Genomic DNA, 1,638 nt, shown 5'->3' with positions numbered 1-1,638 from the left:
ATCACGTACGACAAGAACGCGGACGGCACGCCGAACTACAAGTCGGCAACGCTGGCGGGCGAAGGCGGCACGAAGCTGACGAACGTGAAGGCTGGCACGCTGTCGGCGAAGAGCACGGATGCGGTGAACGGTTCGCAACTGTTCGCGACGAACGAGAACCTGGGCAACCTGAAGGACGCGCTGACGGATGGCGGTGTCCTTGACAAGACGACCGGTGAATCGCTGGCGGTGGTGTACGACAGCACGTCGAAGGACAAGGTGACGCTGGCGGGCAAGACGGGCACGACGCTGTCGAACGTGGCGGCGGGCAAGGCCGACCTGGATGCGGTGAACGTGTCGCAACTGAAGTCGTCGGGCCTGATCGGCGAAGACGGCAAGTCGATTGCTGCGGTGACGTACGACAAGAAGGCCGACGGCACGCCGAACTACAACTCGGTGACGCTGGGTGGCGGGAAGTCGACGGGTCCGGTGACGCTGTCGAACGTCGCACAGGGTAAGGCCAACACGGACGCGGTGAACGTCGAGCAACTGACGAAGGCGATCAGCGAGGTCGAAGGCGGCATGAACCCGTTGGCCGTGTCTTACGACAGCGTGACGAAGGACAAGGTGACGCTGGCCGGTGGCAAGACGGGCACGACGCTGTCGAACGTCGCAGCCGGCAAGGCCGACATGGATGCGGTGAACGTGTCGCAACTGAAGTCGTCGGGTCTCGTCGGCGAGGACGGCAAGTCGCTTGCAGCGATCACGTACGACAAGAACGCGGACGGCACGCCGAACTACAAGTCGGCGACGCTCGCCGGTGAAGGCGGTACGAAGCTGTCGAACGTGGCGGCGGGCAAGGCCGATATGGACGCGGTGAACGTGTCGCAACTGAAGTCGTCGGGCCTGATTGGCGAGGATGGCAAGTCGGTCGCAGCAATTACGTACGACAAGAACGCGGACGGCACGCCGAACTACAAGTCGGCAACGCTGGCTGGTGAAGGCGGCACGAAGCTGACGAACGTGAAGGCTGGCACGCTGTCGGCGAAGAGCACGGACGCGGTGAACGGCTCGCAACTGTTCGCGACGAACGAAAACCTCGGCAACCTGAAGGATGCGCTGACGGATGGCGGTGTCCTCGACAAGACGACCGGTGAATCGCTGGCGGTGGTGTACGACAGCACGTCGAAGGACAAGGTGACGCTGGCGGGCAAGACGGGCACGACGTTGTCGAACGTGAAGGCCGGTACGGCCGACCTGGACGCGGTGAACGTGTCGCAGCTGAAGTCGTCGGGCCTGATCGGCGAGGACGGCAAGTCGATCGCCGCGGTGACGTACGACAAGAAGGCCGATGGCACGCCGAACTACAACTCGGTGACGCTGGGTGGCGGGAAGTCGACGAGCCCGGTGACGCTGTCGAACGTGGCCAAGGGCAAGGCCGGCACGGACGCGGTGAACGTCGATCAACTGACGGACGCACTCCGCGACGTGGAAGGCGGCATGAATCCGTTGGCCGTGGCCTATGACAGCGCGAAGAAGGACAAGGTGACGCTGACGGGCGAAGGCGGTACGACGCTGTCGAACGTGAAGGCCGGCAAGGCCGACACGGACGCGGTGAACGTGTCGCAACTGAAGTCGTCGGGCCTCGTTGGCGAGGAC

The 1,638-nt window shown here is 63.9% G+C and carries 1 pseudogene; it reads left to right on the top strand.

The features are described 5' to 3' along the window. Nucleotides 1-1,638, top strand: a pseudogene (locus tag ACWDD7_RS37675) (hypothetical protein); the annotation flags it as partial.

This window comes from Streptomyces sp. NPDC001056, from assembly GCF_053598955.1.
Note: the sequence above shows the minus strand (reverse complement) of the source record. Positions and strands in the feature narration are given on the sequence as shown.